General features: G+C 73.5%; 5 protein-coding genes. 4 read left to right on the top strand and 1 reads right to left on the bottom strand.

Going from position 1 to position 4403, the window contains the following annotated elements:
• Window positions 1-357, top strand: a 357-nt coding sequence (locus DQ384_RS41990; protein WP_181871707.1) for a hypothetical protein, incomplete at its 5' end; no start/stop codon positions are given.
• A 184-nt stretch (window positions 358-541) separates the two neighbouring features.
• On the opposite strand, the gene DQ384_RS43925 is transcribed toward DQ384_RS41990, so the two are convergent.
• Window positions 542-667 (bottom strand): hypothetical protein, encoded by a 126-nt coding sequence (locus tag DQ384_RS43925; protein ID WP_281274206.1) that lies wholly within the window; start codon window positions 665-667, stop codon window positions 542-544.
• A 237-nt stretch (window positions 668-904) separates the two neighbouring features.
• On the opposite strand from DQ384_RS43925, the gene DQ384_RS40100 reads away from it, so the two are divergent.
• The 3 genes from DQ384_RS40100 to DQ384_RS40110 all read left to right on the top strand — a co-directional run.
• A complete protein-coding gene (locus tag DQ384_RS40100; RefSeq protein ID WP_147269111.1) occupies window positions 905-3694 on the top strand; it encodes a helix-turn-helix domain-containing protein in 2790 nt (929 codons plus the stop codon).
• A 13-nt stretch (window positions 3695-3707) separates the two neighbouring features.
• Complete coding sequence (locus DQ384_RS40105) at window positions 3708-3944, top strand: hypothetical protein (protein ID WP_114034121.1); 237 nt, start codon at window positions 3708-3710, stop codon at window positions 3942-3944.
• Window positions 3945-4168: 224 nt separating this feature from the next.
• Window positions 4169-4403, top strand: a 235-nt coding sequence (locus tag DQ384_RS40110; RefSeq protein WP_147269112.1) for a hypothetical protein, incomplete at its 3' end; no start/stop codon positions are given.

Here is a 4403-nt window from a genome sequence, read left to right on the forward strand (position 1 = left end):
CCGATGTATCCGATCTCCGCCGCGCCGTCGGCCGCCCGGCCTCCGCGCCTGACCCGGGTGCAGGTCTGCGCGCTGCTGGTGGACCCGCCCGGCGGCCACCCGCCGCGCACCGTGCTGGTGGCCACCGGCGACGGCGTGCTGCACACCAGCACCCCGGACGCGTTCTGGGCCGAGGGCTGCGGCCGCGTGGTGCTCACCCGCGCCGAGCTGCTCGACGCCGGCATCCGGACGGTGCCCCGCTCGGGCGGGCGGCTCAGCGCGGGCAGCGGGCCGCGGCTGGACGCGCTGCTCGACGCACTCAACGCCCACTTGGCCGCAACCTGGCCCGCGACACCGGCCGCCGGCGGCCCGGCATGACACCGCGGGCGGCTTCTCTCGGCCGAAAGGCGCTCCCGCTGCGCGATCCGCGCTCGGTCACCGGCGCGCGCCCCGCCGCCGGGTCGGCGCGCACCCGGCAGGCGGCCGGCGGGGCGGAATGGGATCGACCGTCGGTGTCCGCCCGGCGCCGAGGACGGTGGCGCCGAGGCACAGCGAGGGCCGCTCAGCGCTGGGTGAGCCACCACAGGGCCAAGCCGGTGAGCCCGGAGGCGGCAGCGGTCGCCGCGCCGCGGGCGGCGGCGAACAGCACGGCGCGGCCCAGACGCCGGGCGGTGGGAGAGAGCTTCATGGGGGACGTCCTTTCGCGATGGGCCGGGCGGGCTGCCCGGTACACCTGCCATTGGCGGGCATCCGGCGCGCGCATCCCAGGGCTCCCGGATCCGGCGTGCGCCGATCCGGTGCCCGTCCTGATCGGCGCGGTCTCCGGGATGGTGCGAGCCGGATCGGCTCGGATCGCTCTGATGGCACGGGAGCAATGATGGGCGCGCCGTTTCGCCCGGGCCGCGGGGCTCACATCGGCTCGGCGGTGCTGGCCGAGCTCGCCCGGCTGTGGGATCAGGCCGCCCACCGGGCCGCCGCCACGCCGCCGCCCCGCCGGCACACGCAAAAGGAACTGGCCGAGGCCTGCGGGGTGCCGCACACGACGGTGGGCTCCTGGGCAACCGGCCACAGCGTGCCGCGCGATCTGGACCAGCTCGTCCGGATCGGCGCGGTGCTGGCCGGCTGGGCGGGAGAAAGGCCCGCCACCGCGGCGCAGTGGGAGTTGCTGGTGCGCTCCGATCGGCGTCCCCGCCGCGACACCGGACGGCAGGCCGCGTCCACGGACGGGCCGGGCCGGCCGCTGGAGCAGGTGAGCGACCCGCTGGCGCTGGAGGTACACCGCCCTATCGAGGCGACCCGCCCGGACGCCGGGACGCTGTCGGTGCTGCCGCCGTATGTGCGCCGCGCGCACGACCAGCGCCTGGCCGAGGTCGTCGACCGGGCCGCCGGCGGCTGCAGCGCGATGGCGGTGCTGGTCGGCGGGTCCTCCACAGGCAAGACCCGCGCCTGCTGGGAGGCCCTGACGATCCTGCGCGCGCAGGGCGGGTGGCGACTATGGCACCCGTTCGACCCCACCCGGCCCGAGGCCGCGCTGGCCGAACTGGCCACGGTGGGCCCGCGCACCGTGGTGTGGCTGAACGAGACCCAGTTCTACTTCGACACTGCCGGCGACACCGGGGAGCGGGTCGCCGCCGCGCTGCGCACCCTGCTCACCGACCCCGGCCGGGCGCCGGTGCTGGTGCTGGGCACGCTGTGGCCGCAGCACTGGGACACCCTCACCCGCCAGGCGCCGAACCCGCAGACCGACAGCCACGCACAGGCACGGGCCGTACTGGCCGGCACCGACATCGCGATGAACGCCGGGTTCACCGACGAGCAGATGCGCGAGCTGCGGCAGGCGGCGGCGGGCGATGCGCGGCTGGCCGAAGCGGTGACCCACGCCGCCGACGGCGAGATCACCCAGTACCTGGCCGGGGTTCCCGAACTGCTGGCCCGCTACCACAACGCTCCACCCCCGGCCAAGGCACTCATCCATGCCGCGATGGACGCCCGCCGCCTGGGCCACCGCCTAGCCCTGCCGCACGCGCTGCTGGCGGCCGCCGCCCCGGCCTATCTGTCCGACGCCGAATGGGACGCCGCCGGACAGGACTGGCTGGAGCAGGCACTGGCCTACACCGCCAAGCCCTGCAAGGGCGTCCGCGGGCCGCTGACCGCAATCCGCCCACGTCCCGGCACACGATCACCAAAGGCCGATCCCGCCGCACGCCCGGTCGGCGCCCGGCACACCGACACCGAACAGGGGCCGGTGTACCAACTGGCCGACTACCTCGACCAGCACGGCCGCCGCCACCGGCACGAGCACGTCCCCCCGGCCGGGTTCTGGGCGGCCCTGGCGATCGGAGCCCACCCCGGCGACCTTGTCGCTCTCGGCAACGCCGCGTGCGGTCGCGGCCTGCTGCGCGACGCCGCGCAACTGTACAAAAACGCCGTCACCCGCTACGGGGATATCTTCGCGGTGAGTGAGCTCATCACCCTGCTGCACCGCGTTCACCCCTCTGACCGTCGGCCCGCGCAGTGGGTGACCATGCGCACCACTCCGGATAACCCGCGCGCTGTGGCGCTCCTGTTGTCCATCCTTCCGAGGGTGGGCGCGGAGGAGCAGGCCGACGTGCTACTGGCCCGTGATCCCGCCCGTCACGCTGCCATGAACGACCACTTTGGTGCGGGCTTGCTGTTGCAGGCTCTGTGGGATTCAGGTGCGAAAGATCAGGTCAGCCTACTGCTGGCCCGCGATCCCGCTCGTCACGCTCCCTTGCACGACCTTATCCGCGTGATGTTGCTGCTAAATAGTCTTCGGCACGTAGGCGCGGAGGAGCAGGTCAGCGTGCTGGCTGACCGCGCCGCCCATCACGCCGCTTTGGAGGACCTCAACGGCGTGGCGTTACTGCTGCACGTCCTCCCGGAAGAGCAGGTCGGCGTGCTGCTGGCCCGCAATCCCGCTCATCGCGCGCCGCTGGACCAGCCCGGCGGCGTAGAGTTCCTGCTGAGTACTCTGCGGAAGTTGGGCGCCGAGGAGCAGATCAGCGTGCTGCTGGCCCGTGATCCCGCCCGGCACGCCGCCCTAGACGACCCCATCGGCGTGACGAGCCTGCTGAACACTCTGCGGGATTTGGGCGCGGAGGAGCAGGTCAGCGTCCTGGCTATCCGGGCCACCCGTCACGCTATCCAGGCTGCCCCTCACAGCGTGACCTGGATGCTGAACGCCCTTCGGGATGTGGGCGCGGAGGAGCAGGTCAGCGTGCTGCTGGCCCGTGATCCCGCCCGGCATATCGCCCTGGATCACCCCGACGGCGTGGCCCAGTTACTGGACACCCTTCGGGGCGTGGGCGCGGAGGAGCAGATCAGCGTGCTGCTGGCCCGTGATCCCGCCCGGCACACCGCTCTCGACGACCTCAACGGCGTGGCCCGGCTGCTGAAGGTTCTGTGGGATGCGGGCGCGAAGGAGCAGGTCAGCGTGTTACTCTCCCGTGATCCCGCCCGGCGCGTCGCCCTGCACGACGTCGGCCCATACGACACGGGTGCCTTGGACACGTTGCTGGACACTCTGGACGAAGCTGGGGCACTCACACAGCTCAGCATGCTTCTCGCGCGCCTGCCCGCAGCCGGGCGGTTTGGTGTGTTCCTCGGGCGTCAGGATAACGGAGTGCGGTTTCGGTTCGGCCGTGCCCCTGATGGTCATCCGGCGCAACCGTGGAGCTGGGATGACCTGGCCTGATCAAGGAGCCCTCATGGAGGCGCCGCAATACCTGTCACTCACAACCGTCACCTCCCCGCGTGCCGACGCCGACAGCACGCTGCGCGACGTTGCCCAGGCCACTCCCGGCGCACCCGAGCGCTGCCCGGGCAAGGACTGCCGCGGCGCGGGCGTCCAGCCGACCGAGCTCGGCACCGCGTTGATCGGTTTGCTGGCCGGGCACGAGTTCATCCTCGCCGGCGAGTACGAAGAGACGGGCGAGCCACGATGACCCTCCAGCCACATGCGCCCGAGCTCGACTCGTCGGCGCAACAGACCCCGCGCCCGGGAGCGGCTGCCGACAACACCATGGCGCTGGCTCCGAGCGCGGTGTACCGGCCGGGGCGGCCGCCTGGCGCTCCCGCTGGCGGCGATGCGGCCGCGGCCCGGGACGCGGCCGCGGGCCCAGGCTCCGTTCCGGCTGAGCGGGAGGCCGCTGGGCCGCCCGTGCCCCGGGTGGTCAGCGTCGGTGACATCGCCGGGCTGTCGCCGCGCCGGGCCCGCGGCGACGGCGGAGAGGTCCCCGGCGCCGACGTTGACCTGGTCGACCGCCTCGATCGCACGACGTTCGGCGTGGTCGCCGCCTGGCTGGCCGACAAGCCCTCGGCCGCGACCCGCCAGACCCGGCTGCAGGTGCTGGCGGCTTTCCTGCGCTGGCTGGACACCCTGGAGCTGCCGCTGCTGGCCGTCA

Origin of the sequence: Sphaerisporangium album, from assembly GCF_003323745.1 — a bacterium.
In the GTDB taxonomy this organism is placed as follows: domain Bacteria; phylum Actinomycetota; class Actinomycetes; order Streptosporangiales; family Streptosporangiaceae; genus Sphaerisporangium; species Sphaerisporangium album.

Excerpts from the sequence above, each read along its gene's own strand:
- DQ384_RS43925 (WP_281274206.1), bottom strand. The coding sequence starts at position 667 with ATGAAGCTCTCTCCCACCGCCCGGCGTCTGGGCCGCGCCGTGCTGTTC.
- DQ384_RS40105 (WP_114034121.1), top strand. The coding sequence starts at position 3,708 with ATGGAGGCGCCGCAATACCTGTCACTCACAACCGTCACCTCCCCGCGT.